The organism is Nocardia speluncae NBRC 108251 (assembly GCF_001613245.1).
Taxonomy (GTDB): domain Bacteria; phylum Actinomycetota; class Actinomycetes; order Mycobacteriales; family Mycobacteriaceae; genus Nocardia; species Nocardia speluncae.
The window spans coordinates 21739-40899 of the sequence record NZ_BDBZ01000039.1 but is presented as its reverse complement, the minus strand read 5'-3'; the positions used below and the strand labels follow the sequence as shown (position 1 = coordinate 40899).

Sequence of the window (19161 nt, the reverse complement as noted above, 5' to 3'; positions counted from 1 at the left end):
GACGGGAAGCCGTACCCCAGCAAATCCCCGATGCCGTTCGATACCACCCAACCGAATTCGCCACACTTCGGCCCACCAACCCAGCTCGGTTGCCAACTCTCCCCGCGCCGATCTCCCTGGCCTCGTCCCCTCGTACTTGTTAGCCCCATGACCAGACCTACCAACCACCTGTCTGCCCGCCGACATCTCGCGGACACTAAACGCGCCCGCAGGGTGTGTTTAGTGTCCGTGAGATGAGGCGGGCAGGCAGGTGGGCAAAACCGCTGTTCGGATGGGGAAACAGGTGCGGACAGGTCCCTGCGGACTGCAGTCCGCAGGGACCTGTCCGCACCTTCCCGCCATGCTGAACGGATCAGACCGGTGGTAAGCCCATACTTTCGGGACGTAGACACCCGGGTTGGAGGGCATACTGATATCCATGAGTGTGGGGGACGACCAATCCACCATCGCCGGAGGACGGTTCGCGGTCTGGCGTCCGCGGTTCTGGTGGATAGCCCGCCGAACGGACCTCATGAATCTTGCGGATCCGGATGCCACAGATCAACGCATCCGCTGGTCCGACAAAGACAAAGTCGATTGGTCCGCGGTCGCGGACACCGCCGACGAGATTGCCGCGCAACTCGAACGAGACGACGTGGTGGCCGATCACCGCAATTACAGCGACGAAGGAACGCTGCTCTGGGTCGACTGCACCACCCGGCAGCTCGGCGAGGCGGAACAGATCATCCTCAAGTCCTGGTTCCAGACCGGGATCCCGCCATCCATGGATCCATGGCACCGCCATCTTACAGACGGCCGGCATCGCTTGTGGAATTCATGGCAAGCGCGACCCGCTGCGCGCCTCCCGATCTCGTCGCTCCTGCTGCGATGGGCAAGCAACGGCCACACGACGAGAGAGAACGATAACTATGCCAAGCGCCTGCGAGATGTTCCATGGTTCGATCCCTCGGTCGGCGCGAACCGTCGTTACGCGGTGCATGTGCACTGGGTGATGCAGGGTAATCACAATTTTTTCTACACTGACCACCGGGAAGGCCCCAGCGTAGGAGTACAGGTCGAGGACCTACCCGTACCTGACGACTTGGTAACCTACTTTGGCGACGGTCCTCGCATGCTCCCACCACAATCGCCACGTTTGCGAGATCGACTACCTCAAGTGCTGAGACGAATGCGCACCAAGTCTCCACAAGGCGTCGACCAGATCAGAGATGGGAGGAAGGGTCGACCGTGTTGACAGACCCGAATCGGGGAGTCATAATGTGCACCGTCACAGGTGACGACCCAATTTTCGGGTAGTCCGACCGTGTACAGCAGTCCGCAATCCGCATGTCCAGCTGGCATGCCTTGTACCGTATTGCCATGCAAGACAGGGAAATAAAGACACGTGCACGAGGCCGAAGGCCTACCGTTTCCTTGCCTCGGATACCGTCGGTCACAATAGGTGGTGCTCTGGGCATCCGTCTGGGTATCGGGATCGCCGGACTGGCTGCAGGGTTCGGTGTCGCAGTGGTGCTTGGACACTCTGCCAGTCTCACACAGCCAGTCGCAACGCTCGCTGCCGGGCTTGGCGCGGTCACCGCTGGCGTCCTAGCCTATCTAAACGGACAGAGGAGCCGAGATCAGGCTGAAGTTCATCACAAGGCCGATATGGCCCGAGAACGAGAACGACACGACGGAGACATCCGCCGCGAGCACGAATCAACATTACGTGAGCGCTACACGACGATTTCGGAGCAAATCGCTCATCATTCCGCAGCGATTCGGCAAGCGGGGGTGTACGCACTGGCGGCTTTGGCTGATGACTGGCACGAGTTCGGTGAGGATGAGGAGCGCCAGGTCTGTATCAATCTGTTGCGCTGGTACCTCAGAGTTCCACTTTCGGGCGGCAACGACTTAGCGGAGTCTGAAGTACGACAAACGATCGTGACCCTGCTTGCTGAACGCCAACGCCGAGAACAAGGGCATCGGAAATCCTGGGCCTCAACGGAGGTTAGCTTGCACCAAGCCTCCCTGCCCAACTGCCGTATCCGGGGGGACCTTTCCGGTATGGACTTTACTGAGGCCAAGCTGCCAAAAGCGGACCTCACAGGCGCAAACCTGACCAACGCGAACTTAACCGAGGCGGACCTAACCGGCGCGGACCTCTCTCACACGAATCTGGGCCATGCGGACCTCTGCGGTGCGGACCTCACCGGCGCCAAGCTGATCAATGCGGGACTCGCCAGCGCGCACCTGAGTATGGCAACACTGATAAAGACAGTCCTCTCCGGCGCCGACTTGACTGCCGCAGATCTCACCGCCGCAAATCTCGCCGGCGCGAGACTGAACAGTACAAGATTGACCAACGCGAACCTGACGGGCGCGGACTTGACCGATGCAACGCTGACCCACGCAAACCTCGCTGGAGCCGACTTGACCCGTGCGTGCTTGGACGGCGCTGACTTGACTGGGGCCGACTTGAGCGGCGCCCAGCTAAACGCTGCCGAACTGGACGCCGCCGAACTCACCGGGACTATCGGATTAGAGTGAGCACCGGGCAAAGGTCTGCCCGCCTGGTTTATCAGAGTTTCCGCAGGTCGATCTCTGTGGATAGCCGCTGTATCCCCCTCCGGACACAACCACTTTACGCCGAGGCGCCGGTATACCTCCTGCTTCTCGCCTAGTTCTGCTGTACGGAGTACCGGGGTGAGTCCGCCGTAGGCTTCGGCAAGTCGTTCGATTTCCTTCTTGCTCAGCTGTCGCTGGGTGCCTCGTGTCGCTTCGAGTGCTGCCACCTGTGCGGTGACGATTTCTCGCTGCTTTTGTATCTCTTTGATCCAGGTGGCGACTACGGCCGGGTCGGTTCCGGCTTCCAGCGCTGCACGGTACTTGCTCAGCTTCCGATCGAGTTCGCCGAGGGAGTTGCGTGCGGTGACCAGGGCGGGTGCGGGGACCCACAACTCGACGCCGTGGACGAACACGGGTGTTCGGCATGGTTTGGTTGAGCATTGCCGGTCGACTGCGTGGTGGGCGGGGTGGTTCGCGGCGAGTTTTGGTGCGGGTGAGTCGGCGTATGTGTTGGGGTTGTTTCACGATGCGGGGAAGGCGTCGTGTGGGTGGCAGCAGCGGTTGCTGTGGTGGAGGGTACGGGGGTCGTGTGGGGGTGCCGCACAAGGAGTTGGGTACGCGGTTGGCGTTCGGCTCGGTCGAGTTGGCGACGTCGGGGCATCACGGGGGATGAAGGATCCGGGTGCTCTACAGGGTGTGTTGGGTGAGGTGGACGAGGCCGAGTGGGAGACGGTGGCCCGTCGAAGCCCTCAGCGAACTGCCGTAATCACTGCGACGGACAGCACTGAACACCGCACCTTGCCGTCCGCCAAGCGCGAGATCTGCTGCGATTACCAACTGGCCGGAGGCGGATCCTCGACCTGCGGCTGTGCCGGGTGTGGTGGGGGGCGTATCAGGCCTCGATGGCGATGCGTCGAATCCTGTCACCGTCGAGCTCGAACCGGTAGTGCACGGCGGCGGCGCCGGGGGAAATTGCCGTCCAGGCGGATGAGTACGGTCGGCTTTCGGCTGCCGGCGCTGCACTGCCCGATTCGTGTAGCTCCACTCGATGGAAGAATTCTGGAGCCATGTGGTGATCGCGGCGATGGCTGGCCTCTCACCTCGAGCGTGGCAACATCGACGACAAACCAGCCCCGGAAAGCCTGCGCACGCGTCAACCGGAGCCGACATTGCAGGACGGCTGGGCGCACCCGGAAACCGCGCTGATCGGGGCAGGCGCTACGACAGAAGGCCGTTCACCCGTCGGGGAAGACCCCACGGGTTCGCGTCGACGAGTCCGGGAGGAAGATGCTCTTGGCGCACCGACTGGTATGCGACCGGCCGCAGGAACCGACGAATCGCGGTAGGCCCGACCGACGTGTGAACGGAGTTGGTGGCCGGGTAGGGGCCACCGTGTTGCTGAGCCCAACTGACGGCCACACCGGTGGGCCATCCATTCCAGATGACACGCCCCGCACAGCGTGCAAGTGCATTGAGCAGTGCTGCGGCATGGGGATCGTCGTCGGTGCCGTGGACGGTCGCAGTCAGCGTGCCAGGCAGGACAGTCATCGTCGCGTGCAGTTCCGCGATCGATGTGTACGTCACGATCAGTCCAAACGGGCCGAAACACTCTTTGATCAGGGCTCGAGAGTTCTGCTGCAACGCCCGAGCGTCGGTCACCCCGATCACCGGGCGGACCGACAGATCGTCCAGATCGGCCTGCGCCGACGCAGTCACCGGCCGGACATCGGGGTGCTCGAGGATCTCCCGGGAGACATCGAAATACGATTGTCGGATTCCCTTATGCAGCAGACGGAACGGATCGTCCGTGACCGCGGTTCCGACGAGCAACTCGATCGAACTTTGTTCGGGGACGAACAGCAGCCCCGGCTTGGTGCAGAACTGACCGGCGCCGAGTAGCAATGATTCGAGGAATTCACCTGCAATCGTTCCCGACCGCTCCTCAGCCGCAGCAGGTGTCACGAACACCGGGTTGATGCTACCGAACTCGCCGTAGAACGGGATAGGAACCGGCCGAGCGGCTGCCAGATCTGCAAGAGCCCGACCACCCGCTGTCGAACCGGTGAACCCGACAGCCGTAATGCGGAGATCCTGAACGAGCCGACGTCCGATGTCGGTGCCCTGCACTACCCCGAACGTGCCGTCCGGGGCGCCGCCCGCGCGAAGCCCTTCGTCGATCGCCCGCGCGTAGGCGGTAGTCAATCGTGGCTGAGCGGGATGCGCTTTGGCGACGACAGGACAGCCGGCGGCCAATGCGGAAGCTGTGTCTCCGCCGCCGAGTCCGAACGCGAACGGAAAGTTACTCGCACCGAACACCGCGACGGGTCCGGTGGGTACGAGCATCCGCCGCAGATCGGGGCGTGGAGCGGGTTGCGCGTCTGGATCTGCTGTGTCGATGACCGCTTCCAGCCAGGAGCCCTCCTCGACGACGTCGGCGAACATTCGAAGCTGCATCGTGGTCCGCGTGACTTCGCCGCGGAGGCGTCCCTCGGGGAGCGAACTGTCGGCGGCCGCCAGTGGCACCAATTCCGAGGCTCTTGCGTCGACTGCGTCGGCCACCGACCGCAGAACGTGCGATCTCTTGCTCGGCTCCGCTCGGGCAAGTGACGTCGCTGCAGTCGCCGCGGCCGAGAGAACGCGCTCGTATTCCTCCGTAGTGGTATCTGGGAGTGGTACTCCCGCAATATGTTCCATTCAATTCCTCCTGAGATCGGAGCGTCCCGTGTCTAGGTCGTGGACCTCAGTGTGCGGGAGAACGGGCGTGATTCCATACCTCCACTTGGAGATGGTGTGAGTGCAGTCACGACGCCAGGATTGGTCTCACATGAGGTACCGAATGACTTTGGAGGGCGACGATGACTGCAACGACGGGACCACTTGCGGGGGTGCGGGTGCTGGATATGACACGTCTGGCACCTGGACCGTACGCGAGCATGCTGCTCGCCGACCTCGGTGCAGACGTGATCGTAATCGGTGGCGGTCGTTCCGGGCTTCCGGTTCCGGCGGTATCCAGAGGCAAAGAGTTCATATCGCTGGATCTCAAGACTGCGGACGGCCGCCAGGCCCTGCGCACGCTCGTCTCGGAAGTCGACGTTTTCATGGAGGGATTCCGACCCCGTGTCGCGGACAGGTTGGGCGCGGGCTATGCAGAACTGTCGGCCCTCAATCCGGGACTCGTCTACTGCAGCGTGACGGGCTACGGCCAGAGCGGCCCGATGGCGCAACGTGCCGGTCACGACATCAACTACCTCGCGATCGGGGGTGCCCTCGGAACCTTCGGGCCATCAGATCAGCCGCCGGTCCCGCCTTTGAACCTGGTCGCCGACTTCGCGGGCGGTGGATTGCTGTCGGCTTTCGGCATTGTGGCCGCACTGTACGACAGGACTCGAACAGGTAAGGGCCGGTATATCGATTCCGCTATGGTCGACGGCGTCCTGTCGATGATGGGGATGAACTTCGCCGATTGGCAGACCCCGACATTGCCCGGCCGCGGACGTGGCGTCCTGGCCGGGTCGATGCCGTTCTATCGATGCTATTGCTGTTCCGATGGTCGATACGTCGCGGTGGGTGCCCTGGAGGTGGCATTCTTCGAGCGTTTGTGGACCACCCTCGACCTCGGCGTCGTCCCTGATCATTTCGATCAGTCCACCTGGGACCTCATCGAGAAGTCGCTGACCGCCGCGTTCGAGAAGAAGACGATGGCGGAGTGGACCGCTGTGTTCGCCGACGTGGATGCGTGTGTGACACCGGTGCTCGAACCGCACGAGCTGTCCACGTTCGACCAGATCGCGACCAGGGATCCGGAATTCTCACTGGATTCGGTCCCCGTGGTCCCCGTGTTCTCCGACGGACCGAAACGGCGGGTCACCGACACCCGCGTCAAGACCGAAGAAGTCCTGCGCCGCGCCGGACTTCCCGAAGATTCCGCCCACCGTGCCGCCGCGGGCGGCACCCCGCCCTCGGTAACGGGTCTGAGCTGGCCACCGCTGTGACCAGCGACTCCCGAAGCATCACCTTCCCCACAGACACCAGGAGCAATTCATGAGTATCGAACACCGCGAGTTCCGCGAGAGCGTCCGCAAACTCGCGCAGACCAAGATCGCACCGCATGCCGCCGAAGTGGATGACAAGGAACGCTTCCCGTCGGAATCCTGGGCGGCCCTGTCCAGCAACGACCTGCCCGGACTCGCGTATCCCGAGAGCCTCGGTGGCAGTGGAGCCGATCTCCTCGTCCAGGTCATCGCAGTGGAGGAAGTGGCAGCATCCTGCGCGAGCTCGGCGCTGGTGATGCTGGTCAACTGGGCGGGCACGTCCACTGTGCTGAGTCAAGGCTCCGACGAGTTGAAGCAACTGGTGATACCGGATGTCGCGTCGGGCTCTGTCGGCGCCGCGTGGTGCATGACCGAGCCGCGCGTGGGTTCGGACCTGTCGGCGATCGCGACGACCGCGACGCAGGATGGATCCGATTGGGTTCTCAATGGGCAGAAGCGATTTATCAGTAACGCGCCGTGGGCCGACTGGTACGCGGTCCTGGCAAAGACCGGCGACAACTCGCTCGGTGTCTTCATTGTGCACAAGGACGATGACGGCGTCAGTTTCGGTGCGCCCGAGAAGAAGATGGGAATGCGCGGCAGTCCTACGACCGACGTCATCCTCGACGGCTGCCGACTGCCCGCCGTCCGTGTCGTCGATGATCCCTATAAAGGGTTCCAGTACATCTCCGCGGAACTGAACGTCAGCCGTGCGCTCATCGCGGCGCAGGCCCTCGGAATCGCACAGGGCGCATTCGACGCTGCCATCTCCTACACGACGAACCGCGACCAGTTCGGCCAGTCCATTTCGCACTTTCAGCTGCTGCGGGGCATGGTCGCCGATATGGCCGTCAAGATCGAGTCGGCTCGCTCGCTGCTCTACGACGCGGTCCGTCTCATCGAGGACGGGGATCCGGCGGGTCGCGCGAAGGTGGCCATGGCGAAACTGCTGTGCAGTGACACCGCCATGTCGGTGACCACCGATGCGCTCCAACTGCACGGCGGTTACGGCTATGTACGTGATTACCCGGTAGAGCGGATGATGCGCGACGCCAAGATCACCCAGATCTATGAGGGCACCAATCAGATTCAGCGACTCATCGTCGCCAAATCGGTTTACGGAAAGTAGGCGTCAGTGCGACACGTTCAACAGCAAGCGCTGAGCGGCATCCGGGTCCTCGATCTCGGCGAGATCATGCAGGCCCCCGTTGCGGCGCAGGTTCTCGGCGACCTCGGCGCCGAAGTGATCAAGGTCGAGCGAGGCGGCAATGGAGACATGCTGCGGGGCCTGGATCGCGAGTCACTCGAGGCAGGTCGCCCCGGTGCTTACTTCGCCGCGGTAAACCGCAACAAGCGCAGCATCGCCCTCGATCTGAAGACCGCTGAGGGGCAGGATATTCTGCATCAGCTCCTCGCCGAGTCGGATGTTTTCATCCACAGCTACCGGACCGCGGCGGTCGAACGACTTGGGTTGACCTACGACGATCTGCAGGAGCGTTATCCCCGGCTTGTCTACGGTACCGCGACCGGATTCGGGGAAACCGGGCCGTATGCCCACAAGGCGGGCCAGGACATGCTTGCGCAAGCGCTCAGCGGGATGGCGCGCTCGTGCGGTCACCCGTCGATCTCAGCGTACGTGCATCCGGTTCCGACGGTCGACTATGCATCGGGTATGGCCTTGGCCCAAGGGATTTTGGCCGCACTGTTCGAACGCGAGCGGTCCGGCCGCGGTCAGAAGGTCAGTGTCAACCTCTTCGATACGGCACTGTCGCTGCAGACCCTCGAAAGTGCCTCGCTGTTGATGGACCAGCGCGAGACCAATTGGGTGAGGGATTGGTACAGCGGCATCTTCGAGACGACGGACGGTCTGCTGCTGGTGCTCGGCCTGTTCCGCGAGAACCCCCTGCGGCTGGCGTGCAAAGCACTCGGCATCGACGATCTGTCCGTCCAGCCGTCCTTCGCGACGCCACAGCTCCAGGCCGAGAACAAGGAGGCCGCCAACGCGGTCCTGCGTCCATTGATCGCACGGTTGAGCACCACCGAGGCGGCGGAACTGTTCGATGGGGTCGACCTGCTGTGCGCACCGCTGCTCACCCTCCAGCAAGCGCTCGATCATCCCCAGACGCGCCACAACGGCACACTCGTCGACGTCGAAGTCGAGGGTGTGCGGACGGCCCGCCTGATGGGCAGCCCCGTCACCTTGTCCCGTACCCCCGCACAGGTGCGCCGAGGGGTGCCCGCGGTGAGTGAACATGCCGACGAAATCCTTCGCGAACTCGGAATACCCGAGTCGCGTGTCCAGACATTGCGCAGCAAGGAAGTGATCCGATGAGTAATGCGACGCAGACGGACTCGACGAGCCCGACCACCGGCACAGCCACAGCAATGGTGCTCGAAGGGTTCGGGCAGCCCGTGACCTCGAGAACATTTTCGCGCGTGGATCCCGACGTCGGCGCGGTCGTGGTCGACGTGACGCACGCGGGAATCTGTGGAACGGACATCCACCTGCAGCAGGGTCGCTTGCCCATTCCGGTACCGGTCATCCTGGGGCATGAGGCGGTCGGTCGAGTGCACGCCCTCGGCGAGGGGATCACGACGGACGCACGCGGCGTGGAGCTTCGCGTCGGAGATGCTGTGTCGTGGGCGTCCAACATCCCGTGCGGGCATTGCTACTACTGCCAGGACCGACAATCGCCGTCACTGTGCGAGACCCGCAGAGTTTACGGCATCAATCAGTCGTCGGCCGACTGGCCCCACCTGTCGGGTGGGTGGTCCGAGCAGATCTACCTCCAGCCCGGCTCGACAATCGTCCGCATTTCGTCGTCGGTGACACCGCAGCAGGTGATCGCTCTCGGCTGTGCCGGACCGACTGCTGTCCATGCTGTGAACGATATCGCCAAGCCTGACGCAGGCGATATCGTCGTGGTCCAGGGCAGCGGGCCGGTCGGACTGGCCTGCGCCATGTACGCCACGCTCGCCGGGGCGGCGAAGGTGATCATCGTCGGTGGACCGGCCAACCGTCTGGAGGTCGCACGGGCGGCCGGCATCGGCGACCTCCACATCGACATCTTCGCCGAGACGGATCGAGCGGCCCGCCTGGACCGAATTCTCGCGGAAACAACGGGTGGGCGGGGCGCCGACGTCGTCATCGAGGCCACCGGCGTACCGACGGCGGTGGCCGAGGGAATCGACATCGCCCGGCGCGGCGGCAAGTACCTTGTCGTCGGTCAGTACACGGACCACGGCACGACTCCGATCAACCCCCACTACATTACGAAGAAGCAGCTGCAAGTGCTGGGAAGCTGGGCGTTCTCCCCGCACAACCACCTCGAGTACGTCGAATCGCTACCTCGGCTGGCAGCGCGGTTCGATCTCGCGTCGATGATCACCGAGTACCCCCTCGGGAAGGCGGAAGAGGCGATGGCTGACATGCGGGACGGGCGCACGCTCAAGCCGGTTCTCACCACCGGAGGTCAGTTGTGACCGACTCCCGGTACGCCGCCGCCATAGACGCGCTGCTCGAGCGTATCGACTCGACCGCCGAGCAGACCAGCGGCAAGTTCCCGCACTACGGTGACACCGAATCCGGCGAATGGACCACCACCGCCGACGGCAACTGGACGGGAGGGTTCTGGGGAGGCCTGGCCGCACTCGGCTTCGCCGGCTCCGGTGAGGAGTGCCTGTCACGACTCTCCGGCGAGATCACCGAGCAGATCCTGCCCCGGCAGAACTCCGATACCGCCTTCCGCGGTTTTCTCTTCTGGTATGGCGCGGCGGTCAACCACCTCGTCACCGGAAGCGAAGAGGCGGCGCAGACTGCTCTGGCCGGTGCCCGCGGCCTGCTCACCAGCTTCAACGATCGGGCCGGCATCATCCCGCTCGGCGCCGACGCGGAAGAAGCGGAAGCGGTTGGAGAAGGCGCGGCGAACATCGACGCCGTCCCGGGCACCGTCGCCCTGCTGTCGTGGGCGTCGGAGCAGACCGGCGACCCGCGATTCCGCCACGCCGCCGTCCGCCATGCGCAGCGGCACATCGAGCTCTGTGTCCGGGCGGATGGTTCGGTCTGCCAGTCGGCACTGTTCGACACGTCCAACGGTGCGCTCCTGGACCGCTACACCCACAAGGGCCTGAACGCCGACAGCACCTGGGGTCGGGCACAGGCGTGGGCGATGGTGGCGTACGCCCAGGCTGCGCAGTGGGCGTCGCCGTCCTTCCTGCCGACCGCTGTCCGGTTGGCCGACTGGTGGCTGGACCGCACGCCGAACGCCGGAATCGTGTCATGGGACTTCGCCGCCGGCGCCGGGCCCGACGTTCCGATCGACACGTCCGCCACTGCCATCGCCGCCGCCGCGCTGCTCAAGCTCGACCGGCTGGTTCCCGAGCGGACCGACTTCCGGGCCAGGGCCATCGCCCACGTGGATGCGCTCCTCGACCACCTCACTCCGACCGGGTCGCATGATAGCAGACCAGCAGGGATCCTCACGGACGGTTGTTTCGACAAGCGCCGGGACTTCGCTACCCGAAACGAGCTGATCTGGGGCGATTACTTCGTGCTCGAGTGCCTGATCAGCCTGGACAACCGGTTCGATACTGTAAGGCTGTGACCCAGCCGACATGAACGGGTTACCCGAGGCCCCGGGGGAAGAAGATTAAGGAAAGCCGGTGTCGAAAAATACGCATACCGAAGCTTACGAATTCACGCACGCGGATTTCAGGACGTCGATCCTCGACGACTTCGCACTCTCGCGCGCCGAACTGCTTGTCCTGACCGACGAAGCGTCGGCCATGACCACGGCAGGTCAGCGCGTCCGGGAGATCGGCGACTTCGACATGTCTCTCATCGGGCGCATCGAGGTCAACGGCGCGATGGTTCACCGCAGTTGGCAGGGAACGAAGAGCAACGCTCTGCACCGCCTGGTGGTGCCGGAAGGCATCGGGCTCGGCGGCAAGAGCATCATGCTGCAGAAGCCCGTCTGGGTCCGAGACTACTTGTCCGACCCCGGAATCACTCACGATTTCGACGCGCTCGTTGCGCAGGAGTCACTGCGAGGAATGCTCGCAGTGCCCATGGCGTACGAAGGTCGTGTTCTCGGTGCCATGTACGTCGGCACCCGCGAATACTTGTCCTTCGGTGATCGAGTCATCGCGGAGATCCAATCGATCGCCGAGACGGCCGCCGTCACTCTCGTCAGTGCACAGAGGGCCGCAACCCAGACAGAGCTCGCGCTCGAGGCCGAACGGAAACGGCTTGCCGAATCCCTGCACGATTCCGTGAGCCCGGTCCTTTTCCGGATCGGTGCCGAGCTGCAGAGTTTGCGTGCACTGGGTGACGCTCAGGCGATCCACGATCGGCTGCAGGAGATCACCGATCAGGTACACGCCGTCAATGCGTCTATTCGCAGGTCGCTCACCGGCCTCACCGCGCGCCCCCCCGAACGGGACCTTCCAGTCGGCATCGAGGAGGACTGCCAGGCGTTCACGCTCAGGACCGGTGTCCCGGCCCGTTTCGTACCGCTGACCGAATCTCCGGATCTCGACGTGAGCCGCGTCGAGGCCCTCCAGCGACTGGTTCGGGAGACACTCGTCAACGTCGAAAAGCACGCTGACGCATCCACTGTGGTGGTCAGCTTGTCGGTTCGGTCGGGCAGAGTGACAGTCGTCATCAGCGACGACGGCCGGGGCGTGGACGGGGTCGAAGCCCCGGCGCGAGGAAGCCAATTGGGGCTCGGGTTTGCCGCAGGACGGCTCGAGCGACTCGGTGGCGGCATGTCCGTCGTCAGCGACGACGAAAACGGCACCACCGTGCGCGGCTGGGTGGACGCCATCGACGGGTCGAGTACATAACCGTGCCGTCGAAGACGATCCGCATCCTCGTCGTCGACGATCATCCGATCGTGCGCGGCGGGGTGGAACTTCTCGCGCGGGAGGACGTGAACCTCGAAGTCGTAGGAGGTGCACTGACCGGTGCCGCGGCGGTTGACTTGGCCCGTACCCTCTCCGTCGACGTCATCCTCCTCGATCTTCGACTCCCCGACATCCCTGCGCCCGAACTTATTCCGCGACTTCGGCGGGTCGCGCCGCACGCGCGGATACTGCTGTTCACCGCGTTCGCCGATCACGGCGCCATCGATCTGTTGATGGAGGCGGGCGCGGACGGATGTCTCGTCAAGGACATCAGCGGGCAGGACTTCGCCACGGCAATTCACCGCGTGTTCGGCGGAATCCGGGTTGTCGACCCGAGACTGGCCGGACCACGAAAAGTCGTGACATCCGAAGCTCTGTACCGGGCGGGCCTGACTCGACGCGAGTACGAAGTGCTGCGTTTCGCGGCAATGGGTCACAGCAACCCGGAAATCGCTCAGGAACTGTCCCTTGCACGGAATACCGTAAAAACCTATCTGCAGAGCGCGATGCAGAAACTGAACGCACGCAATCGCGTCGAAGCCATTGCACGCGCCCACGAACTTCGCTTGCTCTGACCATAATTCACCTCCCCGGGAGACCAATTCACCTCTCCATCTGGAGATGTTCTGTGTCCTGGGTCACCCATATATTCGAGCGCAGAAATCATTCCGCGCTCGTGGCAACGGAGGCCATACATGCCCAAAATATCCCAAACATCGAAGGCCGGCCTTGCCAGCGGTGTCGGTACGACAGTCGAATGGTACGACTTCTTCATCTACGGCACCGCAGCCGGACTCGTGTTCAACAAGATCTTCTTCCCCGAGTTCGACTCCCTGATCGGCACTCTGCTCGCCTTCGCCACATTCTCGGCAGCCTTCGTGGCGCGCCCACTCGGCGGAGTGGTGTTCGGCCATTTCGGAGACCGGATCGGACGCAAGTCGATGCTCGTCATCACCCTGACCATCATGGGCTTCACCACCCTCGGAGTCGGGCTGCTCCCGAGCTACGAATCCATCGGCGTCGCCGCACCGATCATTCTCGTCACCCTGCGCTTCGTGCAGGGCCTCGCGCTCGGTGGCGAAATCGGCGGGGCGATTCTCATGGCCGTCGAACACGCACCTGCCGGCAAACGCGGCTACTACGGCAGCTGGGTGCAGATGGGGGTGCCGGCGGGATTGATATTGGGTAACACGGTATTCCTGCTGACATTCGGGCTTTCGGCCGAAGCCTTCGAATCCTGGGGATGGCGAATTCCCTTCCTGATCGGTGGCGCGTTCGTCGCGATCGGCCTCCTCGTTCGACTGCATGTCGGCGAAAGCCCGAACTTCCACCGCGTCAAGGAGAACGCAAAGTTGGAGAAGCTGCCCATCGGAGTGGTCCTGCGGCACTATCCCAAACAGGTCCTTCTGACCTGCGGTGCCTACTTCGCCATCGGGGTCACCTTCTACGGCACCACGGTATTCGGTCTCAGCTACGGCGTCACCCAGGTCGGCTACACCCGAAACCAGATGCTGGCACTCGTCCTCGTCGCCATGGCGGTCACGTTCGTCGCGCTCCCGTTGTTCGGCAAACTATCGGACTCCTACGGCAGGAAGCCGGTGTTCCTGGCCGGAGTCGTTGCAATGCTACTCTTCACCTTTCCATGGTTCTGGCTCGTGAATACCGGGTCTTTCCTGCTGGCGATGGTCGGGTTCGTGGTGTTCTGTCTCGCCTTCGCGACCTCCTACGGCCCGCTCGCAGCCTTCTTCGCCGAAGCTTTCGACACTCGCATCCGCTACACGGGGATCTCCTTCGGATACACGATCGGCACTCTTGCCTCGAGTGCTCCCGCGCCGATCGTCGCCACGTACCTGCTGGATCGCACCGGCTCGTACGTTGCCGTGGCGCTATTCATGGTCGCAATGTGTGCCGTCTCCGTGGTCTGTGTGATCGCCATGCGGGAGACCTACCGGCAAAATCTGTCCGGCAATGACGAAACCTCGGGGCAGGAGCGGTTGTCACCGACCGAGTTCACCCCGAGTGGTAGACAGGAAATCAAGCAGCAGTAGCAGCTGCGGAGAGTGATTGTTCATCAGCGATCGGACCGATCATCCGGATCGACAAATAACGGCGCCGAGTATTGGGCGGATTCAACTGGTCGTCGCAATACTTCAGCTGTCGCAGCGATTGTAGATGTTGTTCCATCGCTTCGGCGGGAGTGCGCCATTCGAGAACCTTGCGCGGTCGTGTGTTGAGGGTATGCGCGACGGCCGCGAGATCCTTCGCGGTCCACCGCGAGATATCGGTGCCCTTCGGGAAGTACTGGCGTAGAGGGCCATTGGTGTTCTTGTTGGTTCCGCGCTGCCAACGACTGCGTGGGTCGGCGAAGAAGACCTGGACGCCGGTCTTCGATGCCAGCTCCGCATTGGCCGACAACTCCTTTCCCGGTCCCAGGTCAGGGACTTCAGCATCGGCTCGGGGGGCTTCCGCAATGCTGTAAGCCGGAACCTCAGTGCGAGCCGAAACATGGCGTGCCTGGGCATGACACGGGGCAGCATTCAGTCCCTGGGAAGTTGTCCAGGAGAATGGTGTCGACGAGGTCGCCGGCGACCGAGCCCCGCGACGGGCCCACGGCCGACCGGGCGAGCGGCGAGACGGCCACCTGCCGGAGGCCGAACGGCCGGATCTCCCTCATATCGAGATCCGGCCGTTCGCTGTGCTCAGAGATTCTTGGCCCGGACCGTCCAGGTGGGTTTCGTGCACAACCCGCAGTCCGGACCGGCGAATTGCGCTTCCGCCTCGGCACTGGCGTGCAGGGTGTAGTCGAACCAGTCGGTGACCATGGTGTAGCCGGCGATCATCATGGGACCGCTGGTATCGCCGGCGTCCAGACCGTATGTCAGACCGCTGTGGCCCGCGGTTTCCTGGGTTACGAGAACAGCCGGGGCGTCGAGCAGTTCGAAATTGTCGATACTGTTCTGTTTCGCCTGGTCCTTGTCACCGCCGTTGAACAGCAGCGTCGGTACCTCGATCTTGTCCAGTTCGGTGCGCTCGTAGCCGAAGCGCTTACGCGGGAAGAAACCGGTGTTCAGGCCCACCACCGAATCGACCCGCGGATCGGACGCGGCCAGGAGCGCCTCCACCCCGCCGCACGAGGTGCCCATGACACCGATCTTCTCGGTATCGGCCTTCCCGCCGAACTGCTCGCTGCCGGCGCCGAGCGCCCAGTCGATCGCGTCGGTCAGCCGGTCCGGGCGGGCGAGGGTGTCGTCGGGCAATTGTTCGATCGGATGTTCGTCGGGTGCCCCGTTCGCGATCACGATATAACCCTGGGCGGCAATCCCGCTCAGGAAGCTGGTGGTCGAGATATTGCTGGTGCGGCAACCGCCGTTGGCCCAGGCCAGGACCGGGACGCTGCTGTCGGGGAAGGTGTCCAGGTCCGCGGGGCGGAAAACCGTGTGCCCGTCCAGCCCGGTGGTCGCGTCCCGCACGGTCGGGTGGTAGTCGTCGCGGGCATCGGCGACCGAGGTCGGTGCGGGCTCCTTCTGTTCGGTTCCGCAGGCGGTGAGACCACCGGCCACGGCGAGCGCGCACACCAGTGCGGCGGTTCGGGAAAATCTCATGGGTTCGCCTCCTACCGATTCGGGCAGATGTCAGGGCTCCACAACGGGCAACCGGACCAGCGAGGGTTGCGCCGGATCGGAGACGACCTCGATCGCCGACCCGTGGGCGTCGGGCAGCGGGATGCTCTCGCGGTGGTCGTAGCCGGTCACCGTGATCTGCATGCGGTGGCCTTCGCGGAACACATAGGACAGCGGCAGGATGTCGAATCGCAGGCGCACGGATTCACCGGGTGTCAGCGGTTGCGCGTCCTCGCGGAACGAGCGGTGGTACGGAACACCGTCCGGAAGTGTGTACGGCGCTTCGCTTTCTGCGCGCAGGGAAGCGGTGAGCCGGCCCTCGGTGACCACCGAGACGGTGCCGTCCGGTGCCACGTCCTCGATATAGGCGAAGATATGGGCGTCGGTGCGGTCGACCCGTACGGTCAGATCCGCGAGCGGGGTTCCGGTCACCTCGGTATCCGTGGACAGCGGTGCGCTCGTATACGAGGTGCCCTCGCCGGCCGTATGGCACGGCTGGACGGTCGATCCCGAACCGGCGTCCGGACATTCGACAGCCGTGTTCACGGTGAACTTCCGGTGGCCGGGTGCGAACGAGCCGAGCACCCCGTCACCGCCGAGCACGAAATCGGTATGTCCCGAATCGGTGGGCGGCCAGGCCTGGGCCTCGCGCCAGTCGATGGGGCCGGTGGGGTTGTCGATATCGGAGACGGTGGCGTAGCGGATCGGGGGTGCGTCGTCGAGACCGGTATCGATCCCCTTCAGGTTCTCGTCGAAGAAACGGTGCGCCCCCTGCACCAGGGCCAGGCCCGGGTTCTCACAGTGCAGCCACGGTCCGATCAGCAGTTTCGACCCGGAGGTGTTGAGAGCGGTCACGATCCCCTGATCCCGGAACTCGTCGCGCCAGCCGCCCACGATGTACAGCGGCACGTCCGATTCCCGGATCTGGTCGGCATAGGTGCTCAGGCTGCCTTCGGCCCAGAACCGGGAGCCGACGAGCGGCGAGAAGTCGTCCCGATACGGCATACCGGCCCACATCTTCGCCAGCGGGGTGGATTGCTGGTGTTCCTCGGCTGCCTGCCGCAGCAGGACTTTGTCCTCGTCACCGGTGACCGGGGTGACTTTCATATCGTCGGCCACGGTGCGCGTGGGACCGTAGCCCCATTGCGCCGCGATCCCGCCCCGCCGCATGGCATCGAACTTGTTCCACGAGAAGCATCCGGCGAAGGCCGCTTTCAGATGCGGGGGCCGCATCGAGACCGCGTGCATTGCGGCGTCACCGGTATTCGAACAGCCGTAGACACCGACCTGCCCGTCCGACCAGGGCGCAGTGGCGAGCCATTCCGTGACGTCGTAGGCATCCTGCGCCTCGACCCGGTCGTGATAGCCGCGCCGGACTCCGAACGATTGACCGTTGCCGCGGCGGGCCACCTGCGCGATGACGTAACCGTGCTCGGTCATGGCGGTGAGGTTCGAGTAGCCTGCTTCGCGCGGGCCCACACCGTCCTTGGGGCTGGGGTAGATATCCAGCTTGTGGTGCCAGATCACCGGGAACTTCCCCTCGACCGCCTGCCCGTTCACGGCGGGACGGTGCAGGAGGACCGCCAGCCTGGTGCCGTCGCTCATGGGTAGGTAGAAGGTCTCGGTAGTCGCGTCGGTGAACTGCTTCTCGGGGGCGTATTCAGCAAAACCTCTTCGCGCGGAGTCGGTTCCGGTCGTTCGCGTGATCGCGAACACCGCGCCCGCCACGACCAGCAGGCCGACGAGACCCGCCACCAGCCAGCGAGATCTGGACATACTAATCTCCTTGCAATTGTCACGGCGAGAACAGATCTCGCCTGTACGCACCGGTCCGCTACGGAACAGCCGGAGCGTGTTCGGGCGCCGGATGGGGTGTCCGGCCGCCTTTCGCCAATACGGCGCCGCAGACGAGACAGGTGACGGTCCCGACGAGCAGTGCGATACGCGCCGAGGAATTGTCGATGATGGAGCCGGCGATCAACGCGCCCACGGGTGCGACACCGACACTGCTCATGGTGAGCAGACCCGCGGAACGCCCTAGCAGACGGGGCGGGCTCAGCTGCTGCACCGTGCTGTTGAGCGAACTCTGGAACGCCCCCAGACCGAGCCCGATCAGCGGCGAGATCGCGAGGAACACCAGCGGATTCGGAGCCAGGGCCGCCGAGCCGAGCGAAATCCCGAGGACGGCCGTGGCCAGCGCCACCACCCGGGTTCCCCGGTGGGTGATCGTCGAGATGATCAGCCCACCGATCACGGCGCCCACCGCATTGAGCGTATGCGCTGCACCCAGTTGCGCCGGGTCACCGTCGAGCGTGATGGTGACCATGGCGGTGACGACGACCATGAAATTCATGGCGAGGACGGTCACGGCAATATTTGCGCCGAAAAGCCGCAGCAGGGTCGTGTCGGCGAGCAGCGTCCGCGCTGCACCTTTGTCGGTGGCAGCGGTTCGAGCTCGTTTCTCCGCAAAGGCTTTCGGATTCATCACGCACAGGGCGAGCAGAACCCCGGAGTAGGTGAGCGCATTGACCGTGAAGCAGGTCGCGGCGCCCGCCGCGGCATAGGTCACCCCGGCCAGGCCGGGCCCCAGCGACCGGGCCGCGGACAGAGCGACCGTATTGAGCGAGACCGCCGCGCCCAGTTCTCGAGCGCCGACGAGTTCGTACAGGAATGCCTGGCCGGCAGTACGGTCGAAGGCCTGCACGATTCCGCTGAGCGCAACGATGCCCAGCAGGGTGGTGAGTTCGTCGTGACCCGAGGCCGCGGTGACTGCGAGTGCCGCCGCGGACAGTGCCATGAGTGGCGCGGTCACGAAGAGTATTGTGCGCGGCCGGAACCGGTCGGCCACTGCACCGGCCGGTGCCGACAGGAGCAGCATCGGCGTGAACTGGAAGACCGCCACCAGCGAGAGCGCGAGTGCGCTCTCGGTCGTCTCGACGATCCACAGGCTCAAAGCCAGATTCTGGAACCAGACCCCGGTATTGGCGCAGATCTGGCCGCAGAAGTACAGGAGGAAGTTCCGCCGGCGCAGCGGGGGCGGAAGCAAGGTCGGCATGGCG

The 19161-nt window shown here is 64.0% G+C and carries 14 protein-coding genes and 1 pseudogene; 10 read left to right on the top strand and 5 right to left on the bottom strand.

Features of this window, described 5'->3' with window-relative positions; genetic code table 11:
- Positions 1-418 precede the first annotated feature (418 nt).
- Entirely contained in the window at positions 419-1234 is an 816-nt protein-coding gene (locus NS6_RS29090) for a hypothetical protein (RefSeq protein ID WP_068048500.1), read from the top strand.
- 413 nt (positions 1235-1647) lie between these two features.
- The gene (locus NS6_RS35525; protein ID WP_210746793.1) at positions 1648-2529 is read left to right on the top strand and encodes a pentapeptide repeat-containing protein; all 882 of its coding nucleotides are present in this window, start codon (positions 1648-1650) and stop codon (positions 2527-2529) included.
- Positions 2530-3765: 1236 nt separating this feature from the next.
- Here the strand turns inward: NS6_RS35525 and NS6_RS29080 are convergent.
- Positions 3766-5241, bottom strand: coding sequence for an aldehyde dehydrogenase (NADP(+)) (locus NS6_RS29080; RefSeq protein WP_068048494.1), 1476 nt, complete (start codon positions 5239-5241; stop codon positions 3766-3768).
- Positions 5242-5402: 161 nt separating this feature from the next.
- On the opposite strand from NS6_RS29080, the gene NS6_RS29075 reads away from it, so the two are divergent.
- From NS6_RS29075 to NS6_RS29040, 8 genes are all read left to right on the top strand, one after another.
- Entirely contained in the window at positions 5403-6539 is a 1137-nt protein-coding gene (locus NS6_RS29075) for a CaiB/BaiF CoA transferase family protein (RefSeq protein WP_084471510.1), read from the top strand.
- Between the two features lie 49 nt (positions 6540-6588).
- Positions 6589-7707, top strand: coding sequence for an acyl-CoA dehydrogenase family protein (locus NS6_RS29070; RefSeq protein WP_068048491.1), 1119 nt, complete (start codon positions 6589-6591; stop codon positions 7705-7707).
- Between the two features lie 6 nt (positions 7708-7713).
- A complete protein-coding gene (locus NS6_RS29065) occupies positions 7714-8910 on the top strand; it encodes a CaiB/BaiF CoA transferase family protein (protein WP_068048489.1) in 1197 nt (398 codons plus the stop codon).
- The gene (locus tag NS6_RS29060) at positions 8907-10061 is read left to right on the top strand and encodes a zinc-binding dehydrogenase (RefSeq protein ID WP_068048486.1); all 1155 of its coding nucleotides are present in this window, start codon (positions 8907-8909) and stop codon (positions 10059-10061) included. The genes NS6_RS29065 and NS6_RS29060 overlap by 4 nt, the downstream gene beginning before the upstream one ends.
- Complete coding sequence (locus NS6_RS29055) at positions 10058-11182, top strand: glycoside hydrolase family 88 protein (protein ID WP_068048483.1); 1125 nt, start codon at positions 10058-10060, stop codon at positions 11180-11182. Before NS6_RS29060 ends, NS6_RS29055 begins: the two co-directional genes overlap by 4 nt.
- A 58-nt stretch (positions 11183-11240) precedes the next feature.
- On the top strand, positions 11241-12422 hold the full coding sequence (locus NS6_RS29050) for a GAF domain-containing sensor histidine kinase (protein ID WP_068048480.1): 1182 nt from the start codon (positions 11241-11243) through the stop codon (positions 12420-12422).
- A gap of 2 nt (positions 12423-12424) precedes the next feature.
- Complete coding sequence (locus NS6_RS29045) at positions 12425-13057, top strand: response regulator (protein ID WP_245669549.1); 633 nt, start codon at positions 12425-12427, stop codon at positions 13055-13057.
- A gap of 120 nt (positions 13058-13177) precedes the next feature.
- Positions 13178-14530, top strand: coding sequence for an MFS transporter (locus tag NS6_RS29040; RefSeq protein ID WP_068048472.1), 1353 nt, complete (start codon positions 13178-13180; stop codon positions 14528-14530).
- 106 nt (positions 14531-14636) lie between these two features.
- Here NS6_RS29040 and NS6_RS29035 read toward each other — a convergent pair.
- From NS6_RS29035 to NS6_RS29020, 4 genes and pseudogenes are all read right to left on the bottom strand, one after another.
- Positions 14637-14941 (bottom strand): annotated as a pseudogene (locus NS6_RS29035) (IS30 family transposase); the annotation flags it as partial.
- 240 nt (positions 14942-15181) lie between these two features.
- Complete coding sequence (locus tag NS6_RS29030; RefSeq protein WP_068048467.1) at positions 15182-16084, bottom strand: alpha/beta hydrolase; 903 nt, start codon at positions 16082-16084, stop codon at positions 15182-15184.
- Between the two features lie 30 nt (positions 16085-16114).
- Entirely contained in the window at positions 16115-17878 is a 1764-nt protein-coding gene (locus NS6_RS29025) for a CocE/NonD family hydrolase (protein ID WP_084471509.1), read from the bottom strand.
- A 58-nt stretch (positions 17879-17936) separates the two neighbouring features.
- Entirely contained in the window at positions 17937-19157 is a 1221-nt protein-coding gene (locus NS6_RS29020; protein ID WP_068048461.1) for an MFS transporter, read from the bottom strand.
- Between the last annotated feature and the right edge of the window lie 4 nt (positions 19158-19161).